Origin of the sequence: Exiguobacterium sp. s43, from assembly GCF_018617255.1 — a bacterium.
In the GTDB taxonomy this organism is placed as follows: domain Bacteria; phylum Bacillota; class Bacilli; order Exiguobacteriales; family Exiguobacteriaceae; genus Exiguobacterium; species Exiguobacterium profundum.
Genome location: NZ_JACSJT010000002.1, coordinates 121,523 through 148,251 on the forward strand (window position 1 = coordinate 121,523; position 26,729 = coordinate 148,251).

The 26,729-nt window shown below is 48.0% G+C and carries 25 protein-coding genes; 15 read left to right on the top strand and 10 right to left on the bottom strand.

The window, feature by feature from the left end; all coding sequences use genetic code 11:
* Positions 1 to 66: 66 nt before the first annotated feature.
* A complete protein-coding gene (locus KNO79_RS11325) occupies positions 67 to 267 on the bottom strand; it encodes a cold-shock protein (protein WP_015880427.1) in 201 nt (66 codons plus the stop codon).
* A 261-nt stretch (positions 268 to 528) separates the two neighbouring features.
* On the opposite strand from KNO79_RS11325, the gene KNO79_RS11330 reads away from it, so the two are divergent.
* Positions 529 to 2,127, top strand: coding sequence for a glycoside hydrolase family 55 protein (locus KNO79_RS11330; RefSeq protein WP_214691332.1), 1,599 nt, complete (start codon positions 529 to 531; stop codon positions 2,125 to 2,127).
* On the opposite strand, the gene KNO79_RS11335 is transcribed toward KNO79_RS11330, so the two are convergent.
* Entirely contained in the window at positions 2,091 to 2,597 is a 507-nt protein-coding gene (locus KNO79_RS11335) for a flavodoxin domain-containing protein (protein WP_214691333.1), read from the bottom strand. The genes KNO79_RS11330 and KNO79_RS11335 overlap by 37 nt on opposite strands.
* A gap of 103 nt (positions 2,598 to 2,700) precedes the next feature.
* Positions 2,701 to 4,350, bottom strand: a complete 1,650-nt coding sequence (locus KNO79_RS11340) for a glycoside hydrolase family 13 protein (protein WP_159563305.1) — start codon at positions 4,348 to 4,350, stop codon at positions 2,701 to 2,703.
* 124 nt (positions 4,351 to 4,474) lie between these two features.
* Here KNO79_RS11340 and KNO79_RS11345 point away from each other — a divergent pair, with 124 nt between their 5' ends.
* The 3 genes from KNO79_RS11345 (at position 4,475) to KNO79_RS11355 (ending at position 7,599) form a co-directional block, all read left to right on the top strand.
* Complete coding sequence (locus tag KNO79_RS11345) at positions 4,475 to 5,254, top strand: AraC family transcriptional regulator (RefSeq protein WP_214691334.1); 780 nt, start codon at positions 4,475 to 4,477, stop codon at positions 5,252 to 5,254.
* A gap of 85 nt (positions 5,255 to 5,339) precedes the next feature.
* Positions 5,340 to 6,680: a copper amine oxidase gene (locus tag KNO79_RS11350; RefSeq protein ID WP_074035026.1), complete on the top strand. Its 1,341-nt coding sequence runs from the start codon at positions 5,340 to 5,342 to the stop codon at positions 6,678 to 6,680.
* 19 nt (positions 6,681 to 6,699) lie between these two features.
* Positions 6,700 to 7,599, top strand: a complete 900-nt coding sequence (locus tag KNO79_RS11355) for a class F sortase (RefSeq protein WP_159563303.1) — start codon at positions 6,700 to 6,702, stop codon at positions 7,597 to 7,599.
* 50 nt (positions 7,600 to 7,649) lie between these two features.
* On the opposite strand, the gene KNO79_RS11360 is transcribed toward KNO79_RS11355, so the two are convergent.
* The 3 genes from KNO79_RS11360 to KNO79_RS11370 all read right to left on the bottom strand — a co-directional run bounded on the left by KNO79_RS11360 (position 7,650) and on the right by KNO79_RS11370 (position 11,189).
* The gene (locus KNO79_RS11360; RefSeq protein WP_015880419.1) at positions 7,650 to 8,357 is read right to left on the bottom strand and encodes an ABC transporter ATP-binding protein; all 708 of its coding nucleotides are present in this window, start codon (positions 8,355 to 8,357) and stop codon (positions 7,650 to 7,652) included.
* Positions 8,357 to 9,994, bottom strand: coding sequence for an ABC transporter permease (locus KNO79_RS11365; RefSeq protein ID WP_214691335.1), 1,638 nt, complete (start codon positions 9,992 to 9,994; stop codon positions 8,357 to 8,359). The genes KNO79_RS11360 and KNO79_RS11365 overlap by 1 nt, the downstream gene beginning before the upstream one ends.
* 133 nt (positions 9,995 to 10,127) lie before the next feature.
* Positions 10,128 to 11,189, bottom strand: a complete 1,062-nt coding sequence (locus KNO79_RS11370; protein ID WP_159563300.1) for a Fe(3+) ABC transporter substrate-binding protein — start codon at positions 11,187 to 11,189, stop codon at positions 10,128 to 10,130.
* A gap of 226 nt (positions 11,190 to 11,415) precedes the next feature.
* Here KNO79_RS11370 and KNO79_RS11375 point away from each other — a divergent pair, with 226 nt between their 5' ends.
* Positions 11,416 to 11,982: a TetR/AcrR family transcriptional regulator gene (locus KNO79_RS11375; protein WP_214691336.1), complete on the top strand. Its 567-nt coding sequence runs from the start codon at positions 11,416 to 11,418 to the stop codon at positions 11,980 to 11,982.
* A 32-nt stretch (positions 11,983 to 12,014) separates the two neighbouring features.
* A complete protein-coding gene (locus KNO79_RS11380; protein WP_214691337.1) occupies positions 12,015 to 15,167 on the top strand; it encodes an efflux RND transporter permease subunit in 3,153 nt (1,050 codons plus the stop codon).
* A 43-nt stretch (positions 15,168 to 15,210) separates the two neighbouring features.
* Here the strand turns inward: KNO79_RS11380 and KNO79_RS11385 are convergent, their stop codons facing one another.
* The gene (locus KNO79_RS11385) at positions 15,211 to 15,948 is read right to left on the bottom strand and encodes a YwqG family protein (protein WP_214691338.1); all 738 of its coding nucleotides are present in this window, start codon (positions 15,946 to 15,948) and stop codon (positions 15,211 to 15,213) included.
* A 149-nt stretch (positions 15,949 to 16,097) separates the two neighbouring features.
* Between KNO79_RS11385 and KNO79_RS11390 the strand changes: the two genes are divergently transcribed.
* From KNO79_RS11390 to KNO79_RS11420, 7 genes are all read left to right on the top strand, one after another.
* On the top strand, positions 16,098 to 16,451 hold the full coding sequence (locus KNO79_RS11390) for a CidA/LrgA family protein (protein WP_214691339.1): 354 nt from the start codon (positions 16,098 to 16,100) through the stop codon (positions 16,449 to 16,451).
* Positions 16,448 to 17,122 carry an LrgB family protein gene (locus tag KNO79_RS11395; protein ID WP_214691340.1) on the top strand — a complete coding sequence of 225 codons (675 nt, stop codon included), beginning with the start codon at positions 16,448 to 16,450 and terminating at the stop codon, positions 17,120 to 17,122. The genes KNO79_RS11390 and KNO79_RS11395 overlap by 4 nt, the downstream gene beginning before the upstream one ends.
* Before the next feature lie 97 nt (positions 17,123 to 17,219).
* A complete protein-coding gene (locus tag KNO79_RS11400; RefSeq protein ID WP_159563295.1) occupies positions 17,220 to 17,957 on the top strand; it encodes a glucose 1-dehydrogenase in 738 nt (245 codons plus the stop codon).
* Positions 17,958 to 18,070: 113 nt separating this feature from the next.
* Positions 18,071 to 19,309 (top strand): peptidase T, encoded by a 1,239-nt coding sequence (pepT, locus tag KNO79_RS11405; protein WP_214691341.1) that lies wholly within the window; start codon positions 18,071 to 18,073, stop codon positions 19,307 to 19,309.
* Between the two features lie 52 nt (positions 19,310 to 19,361).
* Positions 19,362 to 19,826 carry an SACOL1771 family peroxiredoxin gene (locus tag KNO79_RS11410; RefSeq protein WP_374193986.1) on the top strand — a complete coding sequence of 155 codons (465 nt, stop codon included), beginning with the start codon at positions 19,362 to 19,364 and terminating at the stop codon, positions 19,824 to 19,826.
* Positions 19,813 to 20,532 (top strand): DNA/RNA nuclease SfsA, encoded by a 720-nt coding sequence (locus KNO79_RS11415; protein ID WP_214691343.1) that lies wholly within the window; start codon positions 19,813 to 19,815, stop codon positions 20,530 to 20,532. The genes KNO79_RS11410 and KNO79_RS11415 overlap by 14 nt, the downstream gene beginning before the upstream one ends.
* Before the next feature lie 165 nt (positions 20,533 to 20,697).
* Positions 20,698 to 22,323, top strand: coding sequence for an ABC-F family ATP-binding cassette domain-containing protein (locus tag KNO79_RS11420; protein WP_015880408.1), 1,626 nt, complete (start codon positions 20,698 to 20,700; stop codon positions 22,321 to 22,323).
* A gap of 31 nt (positions 22,324 to 22,354) precedes the next feature.
* Here the strand turns inward: KNO79_RS11420 and KNO79_RS11425 are convergent, their stop codons facing one another.
* Complete coding sequence (locus KNO79_RS11425) at positions 22,355 to 23,104, bottom strand: FixH family protein (protein ID WP_214691344.1); 750 nt, start codon at positions 23,102 to 23,104, stop codon at positions 22,355 to 22,357.
* A 265-nt stretch (positions 23,105 to 23,369) separates the two neighbouring features.
* Here KNO79_RS11425 and KNO79_RS11430 point away from each other — a divergent pair, with 265 nt between their 5' ends.
* Both KNO79_RS11430 and KNO79_RS11435 read left to right on the top strand, forming a co-directional pair.
* Positions 23,370 to 24,560, top strand: a complete 1,191-nt coding sequence (locus tag KNO79_RS11430) for a LysM peptidoglycan-binding domain-containing protein (protein WP_214691345.1) — start codon at positions 23,370 to 23,372, stop codon at positions 24,558 to 24,560.
* A 65-nt stretch (positions 24,561 to 24,625) separates the two neighbouring features.
* Positions 24,626 to 24,889 carry an LlsX family protein gene (locus KNO79_RS11435; RefSeq protein WP_214691346.1) on the top strand — a complete coding sequence of 88 codons (264 nt, stop codon included), beginning with the start codon at positions 24,626 to 24,628 and terminating at the stop codon, positions 24,887 to 24,889.
* 26 nt (positions 24,890 to 24,915) lie between these two features.
* Here KNO79_RS11435 and KNO79_RS11440 read toward each other — a convergent pair whose 3' ends face one another.
* The gene (locus tag KNO79_RS11440) at positions 24,916 to 25,353 is read right to left on the bottom strand and encodes a hypothetical protein (RefSeq protein WP_214691347.1); all 438 of its coding nucleotides are present in this window, start codon (positions 25,351 to 25,353) and stop codon (positions 24,916 to 24,918) included.
* Positions 25,350 to 26,675 (bottom strand): PepSY-associated TM helix domain-containing protein, encoded by a 1,326-nt coding sequence (locus tag KNO79_RS11445; RefSeq protein WP_214691348.1) that lies wholly within the window; start codon positions 26,673 to 26,675, stop codon positions 25,350 to 25,352. The genes KNO79_RS11440 and KNO79_RS11445 overlap by 4 nt, the downstream gene beginning before the upstream one ends.
* Positions 26,676 to 26,729: the final 54 nt, after the last annotated feature.

The following is a 26,729-nucleotide window of genomic DNA, read 5'->3' on the forward strand; positions in this document are numbered from 1 at the left end:
TGGGATTAAACACAAAAAAACCTGCTCGCCGATGCGAGCAGGTATCATATTCCTTAGAAAGGAAGATTAGATTTTTTCAACGTTAGAAGCTTGTGGTCCACGAGCTCCGTCAGTGATTTCGAAAGTTACTTCTTGGCCTTCTTCAAGTGTTTTGAAGCCGTCGCCTTGGATTGCTGAGAAGTGTACGAATACGTCGTCTCCGCCTTCCATTTCGATGAAGCCGTAACCTTTTTCTGAGTTAAACCATTTTACTTTACCTGTGTTCATGAATGAACCCTCCTGAAATAAACGCTATGCGTTATAGTAGTGCCTTACTAGAAAAAACTTGACCAAAAAAAATACAAGCCTCTGGATTATCTAATGAAAAATAATCCCAAGCACTTGTGAATTATGATTCCAGCTATTCTTAATTAAGCACATATTGAATATAACACGACTAGATGTTTCTGTCTAGTAAATACTTCTGATTGCTAAAAAACAAGGTGAAACGGGTACATGCTAGAGAAGATGATGCTAGGAGGATTTATAATGAAAAACATTAAGGACCCACACGCAATCGCATCGATGATTGCCTCTCATTCCGATTGGTCGGAAGAAGACCTCATCCAACAAACACTTGAATGGCACCGTGCTACACGGGAAGCTTCTTACTTTGAGCAACAACAATCTATCCCGTGTCGAATCCCATTGACGGAACGGATCACCCCTGTCCGCACGTCCTTTCCGCTCGAGCAAGTCGACGGCATCGTTCGTCCCGTCTGGATGCGTCGGCTCGATGCCGAATATTTGAATTTACTGCAGACGACGAAACAATGTGTTGATGTGACGGACTATGGTGCTGTCGGAGATGAAAAAACGGATTGTACCCTCGCCTTTCGACTCGCCATCCGCTCGAACCGTCGTGTCTTTGTCCCAGCAGGCGTTTATATCGTTCGGGGTATTCGTCTACCTTCCAACTGCGTGCTCGAAGGCGCAGGACAAGACGTCACGATTCTCAAACTGTCCGATCGTGCACCGAGACATCGACGATTGTTACGAAACGCCACGCCTTTCGCAGGAAATCATCATATCGAGGTATGCCACCTGACGCTCGATTGGAATGTCGCGCGCTTAGGGGATGTGAAACGGACGACGAGCGGTGACACGACATCGAGCGCCTTGACGTTTGCCCATGTGACGTATGGATGGGTGCATCATGTGATAGCCAAAAATGCTGGGCTCCATGCGTTCGACATCACGTCTCCGCACTATCATTACTTAGGGGACGGGCTTCGCGCGGCAAACGGGAGCCGATATATCCATCTCGATCATCTCGAGGCGACGAATTATGGGGATGACGGAATCACCACACACCATAGTGATGCCATTTATATTACCAACTGCTATTGTCATCATCCTCACGGTCGAACACACGCCTTAGGGTTCTCAAACTCAAATGGGATTGAGATTGATGACGGTTCGCGGCACGTCACACTCGTTCACAATAGAACGGAAGGCTGCTTTGGAGGCATCGAAGTAAAAGCACATGGGACCTCATCTGCCGCACACGACGTTCATATCTTCGGCCATCTTTCGGTGCATGACAATCGTTCATTTAACTTCCGTCACATCGGTCATCATTTAGCAGACGATCCGAACTCAGAGACAGCCCGCTTCCTATCAGGCACAAACTTAGTGTCCGTCGAGCCGGTTCACAGTTCACTCTATACAAAATCCTCACCACGAAGCCTGGTTGTATCGGCCTATCAGGACGTCTTGATTCATGGTTTGACTGCAATCGGCGACCCGACCTACGATTACGAACAACATCCGGCACTTGCGATCCAATACAAATCGAGACGCGTTCAACTGAAACGAATCGCCGTGCGCGGGTTTACCACAGCCCGAGCCGACCTCGAACTATTTGGGGGAGATAACCGCACCGATGAAGTGACTATCGATGCCTTACGATGCCAAGAATCTGCACCTATCGCTCTAAAAATCGGTCGTCACCTCGAACACCTTGCTCTTCATCAGATTGAAGGGCAGAAAAAAAGCGGAGATGTACTCATCTCCACGAAAAGCCCGATTGATGTGCATGATTTACTCGCTCAAGGATTTTCAGACCGGGTGCGCTCAGACGTTTGAGCTTCTTCCACGAGTTGATTCAGTTTGGCGTCATCGAGTTGAAGTGAACTCTCTTTTTGTTTGGCCATCATGCGAACGATTGCTTTGTCTAAAAAGCCCATTCGTTCAAAGTCGTACCCGCTCCCGACGACCTCGACGAAATAGGCATGTTCGCGCAGCGTGTCACGATAGGCTTCTTCTAGCTCGCGAATCCGTTCCGACTCTGTCGGTGTCCCGGCACACAAATATAAAGCGAGGGGATGCTCAAGCAAGTGTGCTTCGTGAAGCGTCAACCATTCCTTCATCTCGTCTTGGATCGTGCCCATTCGAATTGAGCTCCCGACGATGACGTGATCTACCATCTCCCACGTGACGTTCGGCTCTTCTACGATATTTTGGACACGAACGTCACCCGATAGACGTTCAGCGAGTAAAGCCGCCACTTTTTCACTCGTTCCATATCTGGAAGAGTACGCGATTAAAGTACCCATGTCGTTCCCTCTTTTCATGTCAGACGTTACTTACACTATTCCCGAATCATCGAGAGAAGATACGTATGCACTTAAAAAAGCTCGCCGTCTGGCGAGCTTTTCGTCACAGTTTATACACTTGTGCTTCATAAGGACGAAGGGTGAACGCTTCTATCGGTTCCATGTTTCCGATGACACGTTCTTTCACGTCATATGGTAGCTCTCGTTGTTGTGTCTCGTCGGAGAAGTTACAGAGTACGAGCCATGTCTCACCTTCAAATGAACGTGTGAATGCATAGACCGCCTCATCTTCCGGTAACAACAGCTCATACTTTCCGTAGACGACGAGCGGGTTCGCTTTACGGAGCGCAATCAACTGACGGTAGTAATGGAAGAGTGAATTCGGATCTTTCCTTGCCGCTTCCGCATTGATGTCAACAAAGTTCGGGTTGACCTCGATCCATGGCGTCCCTGTCGTAAATCCACCATGTGCTTCGTCTGACCACTGTACCGGTGTACGTGAATTGTCACGTCCTCGCTCATGGATGCCACGGAAAATCTCGTCGTGCGTTAACAACCCTTTGGATGTGTAGTCACGGTAGGCGTTCAACGTCTCAATATCTCGGTACTGATCGATTGATTCAAACGCGACGTTCGTCATGCCGAACTCTTCTCCTTGATAAATATAAGGCGTCCCTTTCAATAGATGAAGAAGTGTCGCGAGCATCTTCCCGGAACGAACGCGATATTCAGGCGAATCGTTTCCAAAGCGTGAGATGGCACGGGGCTGGTCATGGTTACTCCAGTACAGGCTGTTCCATCCTTCCTCTTCGAGCCCTTCTTGCCAACGCGAGAAGATTGTCTTTAACTCAGTCAACTTCCAGTCTGTCGGATTCCACTTCCCGAAGCTTCCGTTCCCGACGTCCACATGTTCAAAATGAAAGACCATGTTCAGTTCGTTGCGGTCTTCACCCGTATAAAGTTTGGCTTCCTCCACACTGACCCCTGGCATCTCCCCTACCGTGATTGTGTCGTATTTCGATAAGACTTCCCGATTCATCTCCTGCATGAATTCATGGATGCGTGGTCCGTTAAAGAAGAATGGTGTACCGTCACCGAACCCTGTTCCTTGCGTTTGACCATCTGGATAGCTTGGATTTTTTGAGATCATATTGATGACGTCCATCCGGAACCCGTCGACCCCTTTATCGAGCCAATATGTCATGAGGTCATACACTTCACGACGAAGCGTCTCGCTTTCCCAGTTCAAATCCGGTTGTTTCTTACTGAAGAGATGGAGGTAGTACTCATCGCTTGCCTCATCATACTGCCAAGCACTGCCTCCGAAGAAAGCCCCCCAGTTCGTCGGTGGCTGACCGTCCTTCCCTTTTTTCCAAATGTAATAGTCACGATATGGGCTGTCTTTTGAAGAACGCGACTCCATGAACCATTGGTGTTCGTCAGAAGAATGGTTGACGACGAGGTCCATCATGATTTTAATCCCGTGACGGTGTGCTTCTTCAAGCATCGCATCAAAGTCATCCATCGTACCAAACTCGTCCATGATGGCACGGTAATCACGAATATCGTATCCGTTATCGTCGTTCGGTGAATCGTATACCGGTGAGAGCCAGATGACGTCGATCCCGAGTTCTGCCAAATATGACATCTTCTCCGTGATTCCTTGGATGTCGCCAATCCCATCTCCGTTTGAGTCATTGAAGCTACGTGGATAAATTTGATATACGACCGCTTCTTTCCACCATTGTTTCATGTTATGTCCTCCTTGAAGTTCGTTTTCCGTTTCAACGCTTTCATCGTACTGCCTCCAAGGAATCATGACCATCCATGATATGATTAAGATATGTACAATCTTGCTATTAAAAGAGGAGATTATTATGGAAATCGGCTTTTGTGGCTATTCATACCATACAACGACTTATACTTTTCCATTTGCTAATCGACTCGATACGTATCTGATTCGCTTACAAACGGCAGGAACGGCTCGGATTGTGGTCAATGGGGAAACGATGATCACACGACCTGGTGACGTATTGATTGTTCGTCCGGGTGACTTCTATGAAATGCATGTCGATACACCCGCGAGCGGAGACTATCATATCTTCTGTACCGGGCATTCAATCGATACATGGTGGCATGCGACTCCACGGGAGCGACTATATGCCATCACTATCGATTCTCGCCTACTCTCACTATGGCAACACATTACGGAAGAAGTGCGCCGTCCACCGTCTGAACAAAGTGCCGTTTTAATTGAAACACTCGTTCAAGCACTTCTGCTCATGCTCGATCGTTCGATTCAAGATGTGCATTCCCATGCGCGACCTCCAGTCGTCTCTCGTATGATGCGCTTTATCGAAGCGCACGTAACGAGTGACTTCAAAGTGTCAGACGTCGCCGCAGCGGTTGGACTCAGCGTTTCACGGACGGTTCATCTCTTTAAAGAAGGGACCGGGATGACGATCATCGAATATGCACAATCGATTCGCTTACAGCTTGCCGAAGAGCAAATGCGCTATACAAAACATTCGTTAGAAACGATTGCAGAACTGTCTGGATTTCGAAGTTACCCATATTTCCACAGAATTTTTAAACGAAAATATGGCGTCGCACCAGGGGTTTATCGTACTCTTCAACAAAAAAACGAAAAAAAATAAAAAAAGAGTGATCCATTTTTTGAACTGCTCCGTTAGATGGGTGTAAATAACGACAACACTCACTTACGAAAAGGAGCGATTACCCATGAAGAAGAAGACGTTAAACAAAATCGTAGCACCGGCACTAGCCTTAGGACTACTCGTACCAGTCAACGCACAGGCAGCGGATCACACACCGACAGCAAGCACACCAGCAGGTGACCTTCGCGCCACACTCGATCAACTTTTATCTGAGCATTACGTGTTAGCCGTCACATCGATGATGAAAGGATATGACGAGGCGGCAGATGCTGAGGTCGCGGATCAAGCTCTCGATCAAAACGCGCTCGACATGACACCAGCCATCGCTTCCATCTACGGTGAAGAAGGCGCTGCACAATTTGAAGAAATCTTCCGTGGTCACAACGACTACTCAGCTGATTTCGTAGAAGCAGCAAAATCAGACAACCAGGAACTACGCATGGAAGCTGAAGCGGAAGTCGATGAGTTCGTAGAAGAATTCTCAACATTCCTCGATGCAGCGACGGAAGGCAACTTACCGAAGGACGCAGCAGCTGATGCACTCGAACTTCATGAAGACCAAGTCCTCTCTGTATTCGATAACTACGTCGAAGGAGATTACGAAGAAGCTTACATGACGTTCCGTGAAGGCTACAAGCACATGTTCAACATCAGTAAAGCTCTCTCGGGTGCAATCGTCACACAAATGCCTGACAAATTTACGACTGGAGCAGACACACCAGCTGTTGAACTCCGCTCAACATTGAACAGTCTTGCAGGTGAACACTTCGCCCTCGCTGCAATCGGTATGCAAAAAGGGTACGACCAAGCAGAGGACTATGACTACGTGACATGGGCAGAAGACCAGAACACACTCGACTTCAAAGCAGCCATCGCATCCGTATATGGTGACGAAGGTGCAGCACAGTTCGAGAAAGTATGGAACTCAGATCACATCACAGCACAAGGTGACATCGTTGCCGCTACACTCGAAGGTGACGAAGCGATGATTGAAGATGCGCGTATGCGCCTCGACACATTCGCTGTCGACTTCAGCACATTCCTCGATGCAGCAACAGAAGGTAACTTACCACAAGCTGCCGGTGAAGAAGCAATCAAACAGCACGAAGCGCTCGTACTCGACACATTCGATCAATATGTCGCTGGCGATGCAGAAGCGGCTTGGATGTCATTCCGTGAAGGATATGCGTTCATGTTCGGTGTTGGTGAAACACTCGGTAACGCGATCGTGACACAAATGCCTGACAAGTTCGAAGAAACAATGATGCCTGAAGAGATGCCTGAAACAGGTCTCGGTGGTGCACAAGAACAATCAATGAACACTCTCTACGCTGGATTAGCTGTACTTGGCGGAATCTTACTCGCCTTCGTAACGCTTCGCAAACGTAAAGTATCTGAACAATAATCAATAAGGAGGGAGTCCCATGAACAAGCGCCTTTTGTTTCTGGCGCTCTCTCTCTTTTGTTTTAGCTTCTGGACGTGGACGAGCGCCCAAGAATCGTCGTCACCACCTGTAGAAGAAAAACAAATAGAGGAGAGCCCGGATTTAACGGCTGAATTCTCACTTCTACAGGAAGAGGTGAAAAAGCTACGCTTAGCCGAGGAAGAAGAAAACGCCAAGGCCGTCACCCCTGTTCAAATCCAGATCCCTAAAATCGATGTCGACACCGCCATCGAACAAGTCGGGGTCCTCGATAATGGACAGATGGGTGTACCAGAAGATGAGAACCAGGTCGGGTGGTTCGAACCCGGTGTCACACCGGGTAGCAAAGGAAATGCTGTGATTGCCGGTCACGTCGACAGCAAGACCGGCCCGGCTATCTTTTATCAACTCGATCAACTGACAAAAGGCGATGACGTTCTGATTCAAGATGAGGCGGGTAACACCCTTCGGTTCCGCGTCACGAAAACAGAACGATATGATACGAAAACCGCGCCAATTGAAGAGATTTTCGGTGCCACATCAAATCGGAACTTAAATTTGATTACCTGTTCGGGTACGTTCGGGGACGGGGGCTATGATGAACGATTCGTCGTCTATACAGAGCTGGTGGATACCGAACTGAACGAAACTGTCGATCTCGAGACACCGACGGCAGTCGAATTGAAAGGTAACTTATTGACATGGCACGCCGTTCGTCAAGAGAGCGTGATTGGATATCGAGTCTACGAAGTCATCGACGGAAAAGCGACTCATATCGAAAGTATCCCTTCCCATGCACGAAAAAGTATCGAGGTCACAAATGAGAACAATGCATCCTACTACGTGACTGCGATTGACCAACTTGGAAATGAGTCAAAACCTTCCGAGATGACAAAATGACAAAAAGACCCCTTACTCGCTTTAGAAATGAGTAAGGGGTCTTTTGTTGTTTATACGAAGCAAGGAATTTGCGGGTTGAACGTCTTGTTGTTCTCCGTCATGATCTGCTTTTTAATTTTGCCTTCTCCAAGGTAGACAATCCGGTCGGCAAGTGCCTCGGCATCTTCCTCATCGTGCGTTACGAAAATCGTTGTCGTACCTGTCTGCTTCAAGAGACGACGCAAATCGTCGCGAATCCTGTGTTGAAGTGACGTATCCAAATTACTGAACGGCTCGTCTAGAATCAAGAGCGCCGGCTTCGGTGCGAGCGCACGCGCGAGCGCGACACGCTGTTGTTGTCCCCCACTAAGTTCGTACGGATAACGGTGACGGAACTCCGTCAAGTTGACGAGCGCGAGCATCTCTTCGACACGCGCATTCCGCTCCTTGCGGTTCAGTTTATGAAGACCGAATCGAATGTTCTTTTCAACGGTCATGTGCGGGAAGAGTGCATAGTCTTGGAAGACCATCCCCACGCCACGATCTTCTGGCGGCATGAACTGACAATCGTCGCAACAGACACAGTCATTCACGACGACGACGCCCTGGTTCGGCATCTCGAGTCCTGCGATCAAACGGAGAATCGTACTCTTCCCCGATCCGCTGTCCCCAAGAAGCGAGACGATTTCACCTTTCGTGATTGAAATCGAGAACCCTTTGATTGTCTCTTCATGTGCACCTTTATAGCTAAAATGTAAATCATTGATTTGAACAAACATTAGTCGGCCTCCTTATCAAGCACCTTGTGGAAAACGAAAATCAACAGTCCACTCATGAGGACGATGACGATGGAAGCGAGTGCCGCTTCGTGAATCTTCTCATCACTCACGTATTTGAACGCCTGTGTCGCAAGCGTCGAAAAGTTAAATGGTTGTAAAAAGAGCGTCAACGGCAACTCTTTCATAATATCAATAAAGACGAGGATAAACGCGCTCATGATGGCGCCTTTGATCATCGGGATATCGACGCGAAAGAACGTTTGGACCGTATTCCACCCCAGCATACGGGATGCTTCGGTAAACGACTTCCCTACTTTCTCAAACCCGCTCTCGATCGAGTTGTAGCCGATGGCGAGGAAGCGGATGACGTAGGCAAAGATGAGCATGATGAGCGTCGTGCGGAACACGAACGTCTGACTCAAGTCGAGCGCCCGTGCCGTTTCGAGCACTTTGTCATCGAGCCACAAGAAGAGCGTGATGACCGCAATCGCGATGGCTGCTCCCGGAATCGAATATCCGAGTGTCGTCACTTTCGAAATGACGCGTGTCATGTTCGACGGGAAGAGTCGTGTATAGTTCGCGATGATGAGTGCGAACAGTAGGATAATCACGGTCGCGGTAAAGGCGACCCGAACCGTATTCCAAACAAGTTGCCAAAATTCTTCCGTGAAGACCGTATCGAACGTCAGAAACGTCCATGCCGCCAACTGTGTGAACGGGATGACGAATGCAATCGCAAAGACGATAGAGACATATGCGAATACCGCGTAGCGATGCCAGCCTTGCAGCGGTCTCGGTTTGAGCGGCTTTACTTTCGTCGAAGCGTAACTGAACTGCTTCCGTCCCCGGATGAGCCGTTCCATCGTCAAGATTGCGATGACGAGAATCATGAGAGTGCCCGCAAGCTTCAGCGCCGACGATGTATCCTTCATCCCGAACCACGTGCTGAAGATGGCGGTACTAAACGTCTGAATCCCGAAATATTTCACGACGCCATAGTCGTTGAGCACTTCCATCAACACGAGACTGACACCACCGATGATGGCGACTCGGGAAATCGGTATGACGACCGTGAAGAAAATGTCCCACGAGCCACGACCGAGAATTCGCGCGTTCTCAATCATCGAGGATGATTGGTTATGCAAGAACGCTCGTGTGATCGTATAAATGTATGGATAGAGGAACAAGGTAAAGATAAATACCGTTCCTTGAATCGACATGATGTTGAAGTACGACTGATCGACGGTGATTCCAAATTCGTTTCGTAACGTCGTCTGGATCACACCCGTATAGTTCAAGATGCCGTGATACGTATACGCCCCGATATAAGGCGGAATCGCGAGCGGCAGGATGAGTGCCCATTTAAAGAAACGACGGAACGGGAAATCATAGACGGTCACGAACCAAGCGAGGCTCGTTCCGATCACGGTCGTCAAGACTCCTGTAGCCACCATGATGAACAGCGTGTTTCGCACGTAACGGGGCAACAGGTACTCTTGAATGTGTTGCCAATTGTCATTGACCGGGGCGAACAATTCGACGAGCACGACAATTCCCGGCAAGACGATCAATAAAATCGCGAGAAAGCTGAGGATCGCCCATCCATTCAGTTGTCGTTTTACTGCGTGCCAGTTCATGTCGTACCGCTCCCGTTCTGTAAACTATCAATTCCTGTCCCATCATATCAGTTTCTGTGCATCCCGTGTAGCGCTTAGGGTGTGAAGAACGCAAAAATCTCCGGCCTGAACTCTCGTTCAAGCCGAAGTCATCTTACTTCCAACCTACTTCGTTAAAGATACGGATTGCCTCTTGTTGGTTTTCACCGAGTACAGAGAGATTGATATCCTGCTCTTTGAACTCACCCCATGACTGGAGAAGCTCATTCGGTTCAACCGACTCGTTGACTGGATATTCATAGTTCACACTCGCAAACTTCTCTTGAGCTGACGGTTCTGACATGAACTCCATCAATTTTTGAGCGTTTTCTGTATTTTTCGATGCTTTCGTCATCGCGATACCCGAAATGTTCACGTGTGTGCCTGTTGTATCTTGGTTCGGGAAGAAGACACCGAGTTGTTCAGCGACTTTCTTCTCTTCCTCGTCTTCAGAATTCAACATGAGCCCCATGTAGTACGTGTTCATGATGGCCACGTCCCCTTCGCCAGCGACGACTGCTTTCGCTTGGTCACGGTCGTTCCCTTGTGGGTCGCGTGCCATGTTGTTCACTAAGCCCTTCGCCCACTCTTTTGCTTCATCGACACCGTTCACTTCGATGAACGATGCGAGGAGTGAGATGTTGTACATGTTTTCCGATGGACGCACGAGCACTTTGCCGTTCCACTGTTCTTCCGTCAACGCTTCGTACGTCGACAAATCTTCTGGTTTCACGCGATCTTTTGAGTACACGATGACACGCGCACGTTTCGTCAAACCGAACCACTCGTTGTCTGTGTCACGATATTTTGCAGGAATGTTTGACTCAAGCTCATCGCTATCGACCGCTTGAAGATGTCCCGCTTCTTTCGCCTGATACAAGTTTCCAGCATCTGCAGTGATGAAGAGGTCAGCCTCTGTGCTCTCCCCTTCTGTGTTCAAACGCTCGAGAAGTTCGTCACTCTTCCCTTCCACCACGTTGACCTTGATGCCTGTTTCTTCTTCAAACTGTTTATATAATTGTTGATCGACATCGTAGTGGCGACTCGAGTAAACATTGACGACGTTCGAATCGTCTGAGCCTTCATTTGAAGTTGTCTCATCTGTGCTTGCACAAGCGGCAAGGAGCGATGTCGTTAACGCTGCTGAAATTCCTAAAGCTGCATATTTTTTGTTCATCTGTCATTCCCCCACGTTCGGTTATTTCTCTCTGGTAATGATAATTACTCTCAGTACCTATCATCACTGATAATCATTCTCACGTCAAGACTTTTCTGCAATCGCTATCACATTACATGGGCAATTCGTGACAGTTTTGAGGACATCATTTCTTGACTTCAAAAGAATGGGGACGATATAGTGAAATCAAACAAACCGTCTGGTCGGTACAGAAAGGGGTGAAGATATGTCAAACCGATCGAACGCTACAAAGCAAAAGCTGTTGGATGCGGCAACCGACATCATCATGAGTCAGGGCGTCCACCAACTTACCCTAGATGAAGTCGCAAAGACTGCGGGTGTATCTAAAGGTGGACTGCTTTATCATTATCCTTCGAAAGAAGCGTTGATGACGGCAATGGTCGAACGGTTACAACAAGAACAAAACGAGTTATATGCTTCATTGCAACAAGAAGGCCATGGACCTGTCGAGGCATTCGTTCGTCTATTTGATGAAACGAAGTTGCATCCTGAGCGTGCTGCCATCCAAATCGACGTCGAGAAGATGATTGCATTTCTCACGTTGTTCGAAGTCGACCAAGAGTACGCCAATCGTTGGAAACATGATTTGGATACGTTCTTCGCACAGTTCCAACAAACGGCTGATCCGGTGGAAACGATGATCATTCGTTATGCACTCGAAGGTATGATGATGTCCGAACACTTCGGTGTCGGTGTTCCCCCTGCCGAACTCAAACAAGCGATTATCGCACGCTTGATTGAACGAGCCCACGACATCGATCGTGAGTCATAAAACAACATAATAATAGAGGAGATTAAAAACCCATGCAGAAAATCACGTCATTCTCCGTCAACAACAAGTTTGCGGTTTGGTTGATGACGATCATCTTGACGGCCGCCGGTCTTTTCGCCGGTCTGACGATGAAGCTCGAGACGTTACCGGACATTACGACTCCGACCGTCTCGGTCACAACCATTTATCCAGGTGCATCCCCTGAGCAAGTGCTCGAAGAAGTCAGCACCGTGTTAGAAGATCGTCTTCAGAATTTAAATGGTGTGGAACAAGTTCGTTCTTCGTCATTCCAAAACGCTTCGAACATCCAAATCGATTATGATTTCAGTACCGATATGGATGAAGCGGAACAACAAGTCAAAGATGCGTTAAGCAACGTCGAATTGCCGGAGTCGGCACAAGAACCACAAGTGTCGCGTCTCAGTTTCGACGCTTTCCCGGTAATCGGGGCTGCCATCTCGGATGAGAGTCTTGATTTGGCCGAATTGACAAAACTCGTCGAGGAAGAAGTGCAGCCTGCTCTTGAAGGAGTGGAAGGTGCGCAAACCGTCCAAATTGCCGGACAAGAGATTCGCCGCGTCGAACTTCAATTCGACCAAGAAACGCTCGCAGAATACAATTTGACAGAAGATACGGTCAAACAATTGATTCAAGCGAATGACGCTCGAATTGCGCTCGGGTTATATGAATTAGGTGATACGGAGCAAGCGGTCGTCATCGACGGCAAGTCGGAGACGCTCGAAGCGTTCCGCGACATCCAAATCCCTTACTCACCAGCACAATCAACGCCGACGACACCGTCTGCCCCGACTGAATTGCCACCTGGTCAAACGCCAGACGTGCCAACAGAGGTCCCGACGGAAACACCATCGGCATTACCACCGAACGTTCCGACGACGGTTCCGACTGTCGCGTTGAGTGAACTTGCGACAATCGAGGACAAAGGAATCGAAGAATCGATTTCTCGCTCGAACGGTGAACGTTCAATTGGCGTACAAGTGACGAAGACACAAGATGCGAACACGGTCGATGTCGTCAACGCCGTCAAAGAAGTATTGAATGACTTCGAAGCTGAAAACGATACGGCGAATGTATCGATCACACTCGACCAAGGACAACCGATTGAAGAGTCGGTCGAAACCATGTTGTCTAAAGCATTACTTGGTGGGTTGTTCGCTATCCTCATCATCTTAGTGTTCTTACGTAACTTCCGATCGACGATCATCGCCGTCATCTCGATCCCGTTGTCGCTTCTCATGGCACTCATCGTCTTGAAGCAGTTGGATATCACGTTGAACATCATGACGCTCGGTGCGATGACTGTTGCGATTGGGCGCGTCGTCGATGACTCTATCGTCGTCATCGAGAACATTTACCGTCGACTCACGCGTTCGAACGAACCACTTCGCGGTAAAGAGTTGATTATCGCGGCAACAAAAGAAGTATTCATCCCGATCGCCTCGTCGACCATCGTCACGATTGCAGTATTCTTGCCCCTTGGATTTGTCACTGGTTTTGTCGGTGAACTGTTCTTGCCGTTCGCATTGACGGTAGTCTTCGCCTTACTCGCTTCGTTACTCGTGGCAATCACGGTCGTACCAATGATGGCCGACTCGTTCTTTAAAAACCACGACAAGTTGAAGCCAGAAGAAGGTCCAGGCAAGCTCGGGGAATGGTATCGTGGCGTCTTGAACTGGTCACTGAACCATAAACTCGTCGTGTTCGGTCTCGCGACTGCCCTATTGATTGGTAGCTTTGCCCTTGTCCCAGCGATTGGGGTCAACTTCTTGAATCAGGATTCGGAGAAGACGTTGTTCGTCACGTTCGACCCAGAACCTGGTCAAACACTTGAAGATTCGATTGCCGCAGCAGAAGTGGCAGAAGAATACTTCATGGAAGAACAACCGAACGCAACCGATGTTCAGTTCACGGTCGGTGGAGAGAACCCGCTGAACCCCGGAAACAACAAACAAGGAATCTTCATCGTTCAATATGATCCAGATACGGAAGACTTCGCGGATGTGAAGTTAGCTGATATCGAGAAGTTGAACGAACTCGCTTCGAACGGGGAATGGAAAGAACAAGACTTCTCAGGTGGCGGCGCAACGAGCGGTGTCACATACAACGTCTATGCCAACTCCCTTGAAGATCTAGAAGCCATCGTGCCGACTTTCATCGAAACGATTGAAGAGGAAACGGATTATGTCCGTCAAGCGACATCTGACTTACGTGAGTCCTATGTACAATACACGTTCAACGTCGACCAACAGGCCGCTGCAGAAGCCGGTGTGTCGGCAGGTCAAATCGCGCAAGTCATCAGTCAGTTCCAGGCACCAGAAAGTCCACTTACAAGTGTCACAGTGGATGACAAACAGTTAGACGTCGTCATCCCGAACGAGCAAGTGACGTATGACAGTGTCGATGACCTGCAAGCACAAGAAATCACGACACCGTTCGGACCACGCCCGATTTCAGACTTCATTGAAATCGAAGAAGGCACAACACCGGACACACTCGTCGAGCGCGACGGAAAACTGCTTGCGCAAGTAAGTGTTGAACTCAGCACAGATAAAGCGACAGAAGCGTCTGCTGCGATTGAAGAACGCGTATCGGACATCGAGCTCCCTTCTGGCGTCTCGTATGATGTCGGCGGTGTAACGGAACAGATTCAAGAATCGTTCACTCAGCTCGGTCTTGCGATGCTCGCCGCGATTGCCATCGTATACTTGGTTCTCGTCATCACATTCGGTGGGGCACTCACGCCATTCGTCGTGTTGTTCTCACTTCCGTATGCGATTATCGGGGGACTCGTCGCCCTTCTCATCACGGGTGAAACGATTTCGGTTTCTGCCTTGATCGGGGCACTCATGTTGATCGGGATTGTCGTCACGAACGCCATCGTTTTGATTGACCGCGTCATTCATAAAGAAGAAGCTGGTTTATCAACACGTGAAGCGTTACTTGAGGCAGCGGGCACACGCCTTCGCCCAATCTTGATGACCGCACTTGCGACAATCGGTGCACTCGCACCACTCGCACTCGGTCTCGAGGGTGGCGCACTCATCTCGAAAGGTCTCGGGGTCACCGTGATTGGCGGACTCACAAGTTCGACACTTCTCACGTTGCTCATCGTACCAATCGTCTATGAGTTCTTCGCACGATTCCGTAAGAAAAAACAAGCGTAATCAAAAGAGAGTCGACTCATTCGAGTCGGCTCCCTTTTTGCGTTCAATAACACTGCATAATGATTTCGGTTTCTCCAAACCGTTTGGCACGGAGAGCATCTTCCGGAATGAGAAAATAGAGAATACCCGCATCCCCGAACATGACGTCTAACTCTTCAGACGTGTCCATTTGAAACAATAGGAAAGGATGATCGAATCGTTCCCCATATGTTTCTTGTATCTCTTCAAAAACATCACCTTGTACTTCACTCGGATGTCCACCGATTGCATGAAGTTCTTCTTGTTCGAATCGTTCGAGTAACCGATCGTACATCTCTTCGTCGAGCAGCTCATATAAACTGTATTCATTCTCTGCATAGCTTTCTTTAAAGGAAACGGCACGTTCATTTAATGCTTCTCCAACTCGCACTCGCTCAAGTTTCGATTCTTCAGTAAACAGAACACGCCAAAGATGACGTTCATCCACATCTCCCCAAGGTTGTTCTTCTAAATCATAGAAGAAAGACAACAAACCTTCTTTCGGGAGTGCATCTACGGATTCAAACTCAGCCAAATCACTTAAACGAAACTGAGCTAAAAACGTCATATTCTCTCCAGGATGCAAGTCTGCGTGTGGTAAGTCAGGATACCCGCCAAACTTAGAATGGCCAACCGCTACTTCTTCCCTTGTTGTCCGTGGCAAAATTGTCAAATTGACCCGCTTTGTGAACGCATGTAAAATGTCTTCCCTGTTTTGTAATCCATGCTCTTGAATAAATTGCTCAATCGTTTTTAGTTCCATCTCGACACCCCGCTTGTTTATGATAGATGTAGTATAGCATCCCGAACGTATGTACCCCTTATCTTTTTTGTCATACCCTATTCTTGACCTCTCTCGTTGAATTTGAGAAGATTCATACGTTTTGAATGACGTGAAAGGAAGTCATGTATATGAAATTATTAAAATGGATTATCGGGCTCTCACTCTTGTTTGGGTTGAGCACGCTCGGAAACTGGATCGTTGAGACGTTCTCGTGGAAAGTACCAGGCAGCGTCATCGGCATGGTGCTCTTGCTCATCCTCTTGTTGACAAAAGTCATTCGCGTGGAATGGATTGAGGACAGTGCCGGATATTTAACGAAGCACCTCGCCTTCTTCTTCATCCCGATCGCCGTCGGCCTTATGGCATACGGAACGTTGTTAAAAGCTGCCGGCATCCCGCTCCTCATCACGTTACTCGCCAGCATGGTGGTCGGGATGATTGTGACGGCGCTCGTTTCCGGGAAAGAAGGTGAGGCATCATGACATACGTTTGGATCGGATTGACGATTCTTGTGTATTCGCTCAGTCGTCAACTTTCGAAAAAGTGGGCATCTCCGTTCACCAATGTCGTCTTCTTAAGTACAGCGATTCTGATTCTCATGTTACTCGTGATAGGACAGTCCTATGATACGTATAAACCAGCCACCGACATCATCACCATCTTACTTGGTCCGGCGACGGTCGCCCTCGGGTTACCACTCTATCGCAACTTACCCGTACTACTCGCCCGGGCAAAACGGGCCCTGAGTGCCATCGTACTCGGGTCACTCTCTACGATTTTTGTGGCTGTACTTTTCGGCAAACTGTTTTCGTTTACCGAAAACGTATTGATTGCGCTATCGGTCAAATCAGCGACGTCTCCGATTGCCCTTGAGTTGGCTCGACAGCTAGAAGGAGATGCGACACTTGCCGCCTCGATTGCTGTTGCCTGCGGTATTTTAGGGGCGATGCTTGGACCGGTACTCTTGACATGGATCCGTATGGACGACCCGTTCACTCGTGGACTCACACTCGGGACAATCAGTCATGGAATCGGGACCGCTCAAGCGGCAACGGAACATCCGTTGTCTGGTGCAACTGGTGGTGCTGCGATGGGATTGACGGCCATCTTCACATCGTTTATCTTGCCACTTCTTTTTCCCATCTTATTTTAAGTTTCTCCTCTCCTTGTTCATTCACAATAGGTAATAAAACATATTATAATGAAAAGAGACGCTTGCCTTCTTTTGTGTGATCCGAGGAGGAAAAACAATGGGACGTGTACAAGATCAAGTCGCTTTGGTAACAGGTGGCGCGCGAGGAATGGGGGCATCCCATGTCAAGGCATTGGTCGATGAAGGCGCACTGGTCGTATTCACCGACATTTTGAGCAGCGAGGGCGAGGCATTGGAAAAAGAATTGCATGGAAAAGCGATTTTTATGAAGCATGACGTGACCAAACTAGAAGACTGGGAAGCGATTGTCAAAGCAACTGAAGAAACATTCGGACCAATCACTATTCTGGTGAACAATGCGGGAATTGCTGTAACCCCAACAATCGATGAACTCTCTGAAGCGGAATATCGGAAAGTAATCGACATTAACCAAGTTGGCGTCTTTCTTGGAATGAAAACGGTCATTCCTTCGATGCGAAAAGCCGGTCATGGTTCCATTATCAACATCTCTTCAATATCGGGAATTTTAGGGATGGGCGGAGCCGCCTACGTCGCTTCCAAATTTGCGGTTCGTGGTATGACAAAAGCCGTTGCTCTTGAAGTGGCGGCTGACGGCATCCGCGTCAACTCCATTCACCCAGGATTGATCGAGACACCAATGATCATGCAACCTGGCGTTGAAGAGGTAGTACAGCAAATGGCTGAAACGGTTCCTCTGAAACGAATCGGAAAACCTCAAGACGTATCCCACCTCGTTTTGTTTCTCGGTTCAAACGAATCGAGTTACTTCACCGGCGCCGAATTCGTCATCGATGGCGGGGTAATCATTCAGTAAATCAGAAGGCGACCATTCATTTGGTCGCCTTTTTTCAAACTATTTTGATACTTTATACGACTGTCCTCATGCTAAACTGAATATGTTGAGTAAAGACTTAGGGAGGTTTTTAGATGCAAGACAAATTAATTGAACGCTTAATGACTTACGCGAAGATCGATACACAGTCTGACTTCACGAGTACGACAACACCATCGACGGCCAAACAATGGGATTTGATTCGTCATTTGGAGAAAGAATTAAAAGAACTCGGACTGACAGACGTCGAGACGGATGAATACGGCTATCTATTCGCCACACTTCCAAGTAACGTCGATTATGACGTCCCGACAATCGGATTCCTCGCTCATGTGGATACAGCGACCGACTTCACAGGAACGAACGTGTCCCCTCAACTCGTCGAGCATTATGAAGGTGGCGACATCGTCTTGAACGAGTCATTGAATGTCGTCTTATCACCAAAAGACTTCCCAGAACTTGATGGGTATGTCGGGCATACGCTCATGACAACGGATGGTACGACACTCCTTGGTGCGGATGATAAGGCAGGGATTGCTGAAATCGTTACAGCCGTTGAATACTTATTGGCCCATCCTGAGATTCCACACGGGACGGTTCGCATCGCCTTCACACCAGATGAAGAAATCGGCCGTGGACCACATAAATTCGATGTCGCCCGATTCAATGCAGACTTCGCTTATACGATGGACGGCGGACCACTCGGAGAGTTGCAGTATGAGAGCTTCAACGCAGCCGGTGCGACCATCACCTTCCACGGAACGAACGTACACCCAGGTAGCGCGAAAAATAAGATGGTGAACTCGATGAAGCTCGCGATGGCGTTCCAAAATCGGTTACCTGCTGATGAGGCACCAGAACGGACGAGCAATTATGAAGGATTCTTCCATTTGAACGGCTTCACTGGGGGCGTCGAGAAGACGACGCTTCAATACATCATCCGCGATCACGACAAACAGAAGTTTGAAGCGCGTAAAGCGTTGATGGAGAAGCTTGTCCTCGAATGGAAACAAAAATACGGGGAAGCACGGATTGAACTCCAAATGGAAGACCAGTATTACAACATGGCCGAGAAAATCGAACCAGTCAAACACATCGTCGATACCGTCGCTGATGTCATGCGCGGCCTTGGCATCGAACCGAAAATCGAACCGATTCGTGGTGGCACAGACGGATCGCAACTTTCTTACATGGGTCTTCCAACACCGAACATCTTCACAGGTGGAGAGAACTATCACGGGAAGTTCGAATATATCTCTGTGAACAATATGGAAAAAGCGACAACGGTCATCATCGAAACACTTCGCACATTCGCGAAGCGCGCACAAGCATAACACATGCGCCTCCAATCGTTCTCTTTTACACTAGAGACATTGGAGGCGATTTTTGATGAAACATACATTTAGCATGAACCTCGGTTGGGATGGCGGACGAAATGACGTCGGCACCCTCACGGCCGAGCGATTAAAGACACAGATTTCAATCCCACCCGAAATGGACGGTCCGGGAGTCGGAACGAATCCGGATGAGATGCTCCTCGGGGCAGCGGCAACGTGTTATATCATCACCCTCGCAGCCGTACTTGGACGGAGTGACCTGACTCATCGTGGTATCACGATTAATGCAGAGGGCATCGTCGATGTGACGAACGGCATCTTCACTTACGAGACGATTCGCTATGCGACAACGATTCATGTACCTACAGAGATGACCGACCGAGACATCACGCTTGTCGAGCGCATCGCGAAAAAAGCGAAAGATCAATGTATGATTTCACGCGCACTCGCAGGAAATGTAGCATTTGAGTTGAATACCGTCATTTCACGTAAAAGTGGCAATGATTTTATTTGAAGAACCTTTGAAAAAAGCGATAATTGTAAACAGACGTAATCGCTTTGTCATGGACGTACTCGTTGATGATTTGCTCGCGCCTTGCCATTGTCCTGTAACAGGAAGGATTGGAGATATTATATTTGAAAACATCCCCTGCCTCGTCTCAGAAACCTATGACTCGAATCGTAAAACTCACTTTACAGTCGAAGCCATTTCAGTCGATGGTGAACAATGGATTGGAATCAATCAAGGTCGTGTCAACGACTATGTTGAAGCTTTCTTACTCGAGAACCAGCTTGATGCTTTCTCAACCCCGAGGGGAATCAAACGTGAAATAGTAATTGGCGGTGCACGAATCGATTTTCAGATTGATGGAATCTTCATGGAAGTGAAGGCTCCGCTCAGCGAACTACTCACTGTTCCTCTCCCACACTTTAAACGTAGACGATTGAAACGACCCATCGAGACAGAACGGTTGATTCGTCATCTCCACGCTCTGATTTCCACTCTACCCCAAACCGGAAGAGCAGTCCTCTTATATGTTTTTTTATATGACGCACCAATTTATACCGGTAATTCCAACCGAAAAAAAGACCATCTAATTCGTCAATTGATTAACGATGCGATACCTTCCGGATTAGAAATATGGCAACTGAACTGCACTATTTCCCCTGAAGGAATTCGTTTACTTCGTTGCTTTGACACAACGTCTCACTTCAAGTAACCAAATGTATTAAGTGAGACGTTATGTTTTTACTAAACATATGATATGTTGGGAATTACCGAATAGAGTCATTTTTCACTTCCACTTTTTACGCGACTGCGCGTTTTTCAAAAACGTGATACAATACACGTCGTAAACTAATCAGAAAAACGAGGGATACCATACATGATTACAGTAAATAACGTCAGCCTACAATTTGGCGGTCGCAAGTTGTTTGAAGAGGTGAACATCAAGTTCACGCCAGGCAACTGTTACGGATTGATCGGTGCGAACGGTGCCGGAAAATCGACATTCTTAAAGATTTTATCAGGTGAACAAGATACGACGACGGGTGATGTCAGCATCACACCAGGCGAACGTCTCGCTGTCCTCAAGCAGGACCACTACGCGTATGAAGACAGTGCGGTTCTCGAGACCGTCATTATGGGTCACGAGCGTCTCTACAAAGTAATGAAGGAAAAAGACGCCATCTATATGAAAGAAGACTTCTCAGATGAAGACGGCATGCGCGCAGCTGAACTCGAAGGTGAATTCGCTGAGTTGAACGGTTGGGAAGCCGAGTCGGAAGCGTCGATGGTCCTTCAAGGTCTCGGAATCTCTGAAGCGCTCCACCAGAAACAAATGAGCGAACTCACAGGTGGGGAGAAAGTCAAAGTCCTTCTTGCCCAAGCGCTCTTCGGTAAGCCAGATATCCTCCTCTTAGACGAGCCGACCAACGGACTTGACCTAAAAGCGATTCAATGGTTAGAAGAATTCTTGATCAACTTTGAAAACACAGTCATCGTCGTTTCCCACGACCGTCACTTCTTGAACAAAGTCTGTACGCACATGGCCGACCTCGACTTTGGAAAAATCCAATTGTATGTCGGGAACTACGACTTCTGGTATGAGTCTAGCCAACTTGCTACACGTATGGCGGCAGACCAGAACAAGAAAAAAGAAGAGAAAATCAAAGAACTTCAAAACTTCATCGCACGTTTCAGCTCGAACGCATCGAAAGCGCGTCAAGCGACGTCACGTAAGAAGTTGCTCGATAAGATCACACTTGATGACATCCGTCCGTCGTCACGTCGTTATCCGTTCGTTGGATTTACGATGGAGCGCGAAATCGGAAACGATGTTCTCTATGTCGACAACGTTTCGAAGACGATTGACGGCGTGAAAGTGCTCGATAACGTCACGTTCTCACTCAACAAGACGGACAAAGTCGCGTTTGTCGGTCGTTCGGACGTTGCCATCACGACACTCTTCAAAATCCTCATGGGTGAGATGGAGCCAGACACAGGATCAGTCAAATGGGGCGTAACGACGACTCAGTCATACTTCCCGAAAGACAACTCAGAATACTTCGAGGGCTCAGAAAAGAGCATCCTTGACTGGTTGCGCCAGTTCTCGCCTGCCGATGAGTCAGACACGTTCCTTCGTGGATTCCTCGGCCGCATGCTCTTCTCAGGTGAAGAAGTCATGAAGAAGGCGTCTGTACTCTCAGGGGGAGAAAAAGTACGTTGCATGCTCTCGAAGATGATGCTTTCAAATTCGAACGTGCTCGTCCTCGACGATCCGACGAACCACTTGGACCTCGAATCGATCACAGCACTTAACAACGGTCTCGAGTCGTTCAAAGGCGTACTCCTCTTCAGCTCACATGACCATCAGCTCATCTCGACGATTGCGACACGCATCATTGAAGTGACACCGAATGGCATCGTGGATAAAGAAGCAACATACGATGAGTACTTGGAGAACGAGGCGCTTCAACAACAAGTTGAATCCCTTTACCAAAATGCATAATAAAAAATCGGCTCAAACGCGAGCCGATTTTTTATTTAACGTTTACCGTTTCCATCACGTGCTCATGAATGTCATGACCTTTCGTGACATGGACTTGAACGTTGTATGCGCCTGATTCAGCAAAAGTGTGTGCACCTTTATACATCCCAGCATCTGCTTCCTCCAACTTCACCCATTCATGCTTCTCTGCCCCATCTTGGAAGATTTCGAGCTGTACGTCCGCTCCAGCGAGCATCTCGTCTTCAATCATGACGTGTACCATGAATGGTTGTTCTTCCCCTGCTGTCGCCTCTTTCGGGTCAAGCGTGATATCCGCTCCAGCGTGGTGATGATGCTCACTCTCTTCTTCTGCTTCAGCAGCCGTTTCTGGATGTCCAACCGTCACGTTTGTCGTCGGCATGGTGTGCATCGAACGCGCTGTCACGTGAACCTGAACCGTATAGACCGCTTCTTCCGCGAACGTCGTCTCCGCTTCATAGACACCGTCTTTCGTGAGTGACGCCTTGATCATCTCACTTTCTTCCTTCGCACCATTCTTCCATACTTCGAACTTGATTTCATCCGCATCGTCTACAGGTTGACCATCTTGCGTGACTGTTACTGATAAAGGTACCGCCTCTCCCTTTTCAGCCGTTGCCTCTACCGTCAACTCTGCCTCGACCGGTTCCATTGACTGTGGAACAGCCGCGCTCTCCGCTTCTTTCTCCGTACCACACGCACCGAGTACGAATAACCCGATGAGTCCAAACACGACCCCAAACCGTGTCATCATCTTTTTCATCATAAGTCCTCCTTATAAATCGCTTACATCTTTCACACATTGTTCATGATACCATCTCTTTCCAAAAAGAGTGTGAGCATTCTGTGATATATCCCACGATACATTCTCACAAATTTCACACATATAGTTGAATCAAAATTTATTGAGTACATTTCCGAATTTTAGTCCATCATTTCTAAAAAGGGGTATATAAAATATATCAAGGTCAATCATTTGGAAAGTCTTAACATCAAGAGAGTTACATCATGAATGGAGGCGAATTCAGATGAAACGTAAGGTCATTCGTGGGGCGATGGCACTGTTCATCTTATTGGCGATGGTGATCACACAATCGATTTCCGTCAGTGCCGCCGCTTCAAAATTTGTCACGAGCGTGAACACGACGAGCAAGGTCGTCGCATTGACGTTCGATGACGGGGCAGACGGGGCGAACACGAACAAGATTTTAGACATTTTAGCAAAAAACAATGTCAAAGCCACTTTCTTTTTAACGGGGTCGGGCGCAAATAACCATCCACAGTACATTAAAAATATCGCCGCAAAAGGACATCAACTCGGAAATCACTCGTATACACACCCTGACTTCACCAAACTGACTGCCACGCAGATGAAATCCGAACTCGACCGCACGGAAACTTTGATTAAATCGTTGACCGGAAAAACGACAAAACCGATTTTCAGAGCCCCGTTTGGTGCAGTGAATAGTACCGTATTGAGCGGTGTCGGGGCTGCAGGATACGGATACACGATTCAATGGAACATTGATACGATTGACTGGAAAGGGTTGACCGCGAGCCAAATCAACACGAAAGTTCAGACTAACATCAAACCGGGTTCAATCGTCTTGATGCATACCGGAGCCGGGGCCCCAGGTACACCGCTCGCACTCCCAACGATGATTTCACAACTCAAAGCAAAAGGGTACAAATTTGTCACGGTCTCACAATTACTTGCATATCAAAACACATCGACGAACAAAACGTATACCGTGAAGTCAGGTGATACGTTGTACAGTATCGCACGGACATACGGAGTCACCGTCTCGGCGCTTGCTGCCGCCAACAACATTACGAACTACAGCTTGATTTATGTAGGACAAGTGCTCATCATTCCAGGAACTACCGTTACACCACCTACGACGACCGTGAAATACACTGTGAAATCGGGCGACACACTCTACAAGATTGCGACGATGTACAATACGACCGTCGCAAAAATCGCAGCCGCCAATAACATCACAAACGTCAACTCCATCTATGTCGGACAAGTGCTCATCATTCCAGGAACGACCGTTACACCACCTACGACGACTGTGAAATATACGGTGAAATCGGGCGACACACTCTACAAGATTGCGACGATGTACAATACGACCGTCGCAAAAATCGCAGCCGCCAATAACATCACAAACGTCAACTCCATCTATGTCGGACAAGTGTTGACCATTCCGAAATGATTGCCTCGTGAATCTTTTCCTCAGCTTGTGACGTATCGTATACAAACAGGAAAAGAGGAAACGCTATGACTCGAACCGTAATCCGTGTCAGTACTACCGCATTCATCGGACTTTTGGTTTCAATTGCCACATTCTCGATTTTGATTTGGCTCGGTTATGAACAAGCACTCACATCCGGTGAGCCGATCCAATTCTTAACACGTGAGATTTATCAATTCGAGAACGGAATCGGGGTCGCCAACCAGAATCAAATGGCCATCCTCGGTGCCGGATTTATGGGCATTGCCGTTCTCATTGGAGAGATCGGGATACGTCTTAAACGAAAGTAACCGCTGCATACGCAACGGTTACTTTTTTAATGCTGATGTTCACCACCATGGTCGTGTGAGTGAACGATTGGTTGCTGCAATTGGTCGATTTGGTCTTGCGGTACATCACCGACAATCATCCATGCGGACGGCGTATAGACCTTCTGCCCTTCATGGACCATGCCGTTCACTTGGTAGATTCCCTGATCGAGTTTCACGCTCGTCACGAGATAGCCATCCTGTTCTGTCACCTCATACGTCCGGGTCTCTTCCGAATCGTAAGGCGTGACTTGAATATGGCTTTCCGTCACACGTTCATCATTCGATACTTTCATCGCAAGCGTCGTCGAGCCAACTTCTACACGTTCAGGTACGATCAGTTGAATCCCAATCGGATCAATGGTGCGTTCTACTGGTTGAAGTTGACACGCGCTTAACCAAATTGTCGCTAGGATGACAGGAATGACTGCTTTAAATCGTTTCATGCTGCCACCTCCGCTTTCAACTTCCGGCGACCAATCAACCAATCAAATAGGAGAACGACAAGAATACTGATTCCTGCGAGCGGTAATGTCACACCTAGAAGTAAAATCAAGATACCGACGATTCGTTTAATGCGTTCGTCCTCAAACCGCTTCATCTGTTCAATGGATCCGACTTTTCGTTTGCGCCACATCATGAACGAGCTGATGACCACGAAAATGAGACCTAGACAAAGCGCGACACCGACCAATTGATTGAGTAAACCGAACAGGCGACCTTCATGGAACGCGATTCCAACCGTAATCAGTTTTCCGAGAATCCCGTAATCTGCGTATGTCACAGAGCTGAGTGTTTCACCACTATATTGATCTAAGTTCACCGTCGATTCTTTAAATGGATGACCTGCTGCCGATGTGACAGTATAGACGCCTGTTTCGCCTTCCGGAAGCGAGATTGTGTACGGTCGATCAATCGTGGACTTGTTCACCACCTGATTTAAATCAATCGGCAACAGCGTACTTGGAGAAGACGTTGGAACGAGATCTGCTTGGGTCGCCCAAGGTACGTCTTCTGCCACCTCTTTTGTCGTCACGGTCGATTCTGGCTTGGCGCCAAACGCATAGGCATACATCGGTGCTCCCGTGTTTGTCGACGAGGAAACCCACTGCAACATCGCACCCGAAACGGATGACCAAGCCAACCCTGAACTGATAATGAGCACGAGGCCTAGCGATGACCACAAAGCGACGCTACCGTGCATCTGCTTCCACCACTGTCGTCCTTTCCCAAGCTTCGGCATAAGCATCCGAAGCGGATTCTTACCACGCGGCCAAAACAAGAATGTCCCCGTAATAAGAAGAATGATTGCCCAGGACGCCGCGAGTTCGACGACCCAGTTCCCGATTTGACCACCTAATAGTGTGCCATGAATCACAACTAATAAATCCATGCTACCTTCAGCAGACCGCGTTCCTAAAACTTCTGTAGTTTCCGGATGAATATATGTATACATCATCTCGTCTTTGTTCATCCAACCGATTCGAGTCGATTCGCCTTCATCCGGCAAACGAATCGATGTGATCATCGCATCCGGATATTCCGTCATGAATGATTCCTTTTGGACTTCAATCGGCTGTTCTTCCGTGAAAGTTGCCGTCATCATGTCTTTGTATTGCATCTTCGTTATTTGCGGTTCAAATAAATAAATGCTTCCTGTCACAGCCAGGATAATAAAAATTGGTGCAAATATGAGACCTGCATAAAAGTGCCAACGCCATACCGCTTGATACCAAGCGTTGCGTTTATTCAATCGTTCCCCTTGCATGATGCTTCCCCCTTTATCATTGTGTCCAACTTGTGAACAGATTGAGTATACAAG

Coding starts and splice junctions, on each gene's coding strand:
- KNO79_RS11425 (WP_214691344.1), bottom strand. CDS start 23,104: ATGAAAAAGATGATGACACGGTTTGGGGTCGTGTTTGGACTCATCGGG.
- KNO79_RS11385 (WP_214691338.1), bottom strand. CDS start 15,948: ATGGAACTAAAAACGATTGAGCAATTTATTCAAGAGCATGGATTACAA.
- KNO79_RS11340 (WP_159563305.1), bottom strand. CDS start 4,350: ATGAAACAATGGTGGAAAGAAGCGGTCGTATATCAAATTTATCCACGT.
- KNO79_RS11355 (WP_159563303.1), top strand. CDS start 6,700: ATGAACAAGCGCCTTTTGTTTCTGGCGCTCTCTCTCTTTTGTTTTAGC.
- KNO79_RS11435 (WP_214691346.1), top strand. CDS start 24,626: ATGACTCGAACCGTAATCCGTGTCAGTACTACCGCATTCATCGGACTT.
- KNO79_RS11420 (WP_015880408.1), top strand. CDS start 20,698: ATGATTACAGTAAATAACGTCAGCCTACAATTTGGCGGTCGCAAGTTG.
- KNO79_RS11400 (WP_159563295.1), top strand. CDS start 17,220: ATGGGACGTGTACAAGATCAAGTCGCTTTGGTAACAGGTGGCGCGCGA.
- pepT (WP_214691341.1), top strand. CDS start 18,071: ATGCAAGACAAATTAATTGAACGCTTAATGACTTACGCGAAGATCGAT.
- KNO79_RS11325 (WP_015880427.1), bottom strand. CDS start 267: ATGAACACAGGTAAAGTAAAATGGTTTAACTCAGAAAAAGGTTACGGC.
- KNO79_RS11370 (WP_159563300.1), bottom strand. CDS start 11,189: ATGAACAAAAAATATGCAGCTTTAGGAATTTCAGCAGCGTTAACGACA.
- KNO79_RS11440 (WP_214691347.1), bottom strand. CDS start 25,353: ATGAAACGATTTAAAGCAGTCATTCCTGTCATCCTAGCGACAATTTGG.
- KNO79_RS11345 (WP_214691334.1), top strand. CDS start 4,475: ATGGAAATCGGCTTTTGTGGCTATTCATACCATACAACGACTTATACT.
- KNO79_RS11380 (WP_214691337.1), top strand. CDS start 12,015: ATGCAGAAAATCACGTCATTCTCCGTCAACAACAAGTTTGCGGTTTGG.
- KNO79_RS11350 (WP_074035026.1), top strand. CDS start 5,340: ATGAAGAAGAAGACGTTAAACAAAATCGTAGCACCGGCACTAGCCTTA.
- KNO79_RS11335 (WP_214691333.1), bottom strand. CDS start 2,597: ATGGGTACTTTAATCGCGTACTCTTCCAGATATGGAACGAGTGAAAAA.
- KNO79_RS11445 (WP_214691348.1), bottom strand. CDS start 26,675: ATGCAAGGGGAACGATTGAATAAACGCAACGCTTGGTATCAAGCGGTA.
- KNO79_RS11365 (WP_214691335.1), bottom strand. CDS start 9,994: ATGAACTGGCACGCAGTAAAACGACAACTGAATGGATGGGCGATCCTC.
- KNO79_RS11395 (WP_214691340.1), top strand. CDS start 16,448: ATGACATACGTTTGGATCGGATTGACGATTCTTGTGTATTCGCTCAGT.
- KNO79_RS11360 (WP_015880419.1), bottom strand. CDS start 8,357: ATGTTTGTTCAAATCAATGATTTACATTTTAGCTATAAAGGTGCACAT.
- KNO79_RS11430 (WP_214691345.1), top strand. CDS start 23,370: ATGAAACGTAAGGTCATTCGTGGGGCGATGGCACTGTTCATCTTATTG.
- KNO79_RS11330 (WP_214691332.1), top strand. CDS start 529: ATGAAAAACATTAAGGACCCACACGCAATCGCATCGATGATTGCCTCT.
- KNO79_RS11390 (WP_214691339.1), top strand. CDS start 16,098: ATGAAATTATTAAAATGGATTATCGGGCTCTCACTCTTGTTTGGGTTG.
- KNO79_RS11375 (WP_214691336.1), top strand. CDS start 11,416: ATGTCAAACCGATCGAACGCTACAAAGCAAAAGCTGTTGGATGCGGCA.
- KNO79_RS11415 (WP_214691343.1), top strand. CDS start 19,813: ATGATTTTATTTGAAGAACCTTTGAAAAAAGCGATAATTGTAAACAGA.